The sequence below is a fragment of the Adlercreutzia sp. DFI.6.23 genome (assembly GCF_024462535.1).
Classification (GTDB): domain Bacteria; phylum Actinomycetota; class Coriobacteriia; order Coriobacteriales; family Eggerthellaceae; genus Adlercreutzia; species Adlercreutzia rubneri.
Map to the genome: position 1 here is coordinate 1 of NZ_JANGBP010000415.1, position 307 is coordinate 307.

The following is a 307-nucleotide window of genomic DNA, read 5'->3' on the forward strand; positions in this document are numbered from 1 at the left end:
CCTGGATCCCGGCGGCCCGGAGCGTGATTTGGGCCCCGAGCGCGTCCCTTATATGTGGCCCTTCCGCGCCCTGCTCGATTCCGGCGCCACCCTGGCCTTCGGCACCGACTCCCCCGTTACCGACAGCGACCCCATCGACGCCGTCTACACCGCCGTCACCCGCCGCGACGCCGACACCCACGAGCCGTGCGGGGGCTGGCTACCCGAGGAGCGCCTCACCCTGGCCGAGGCCCTGCGCGCCTACACCGCCGGCAGCGCCGCCGCCGCCCAGCGCGCCGACGAGCTGGGGCAGCTAGCCCCGGGCATG

1 protein-coding gene is annotated in these 307 nt (G+C 75.2%); it reads left to right on the forward strand.

What is annotated here, in order from left to right; genetic code table 11:
* A partial coding sequence (locus NE591_RS13955; protein WP_256156944.1) for an amidohydrolase family protein occupies positions 1–307 on the forward strand: 307 nt, incomplete at both ends.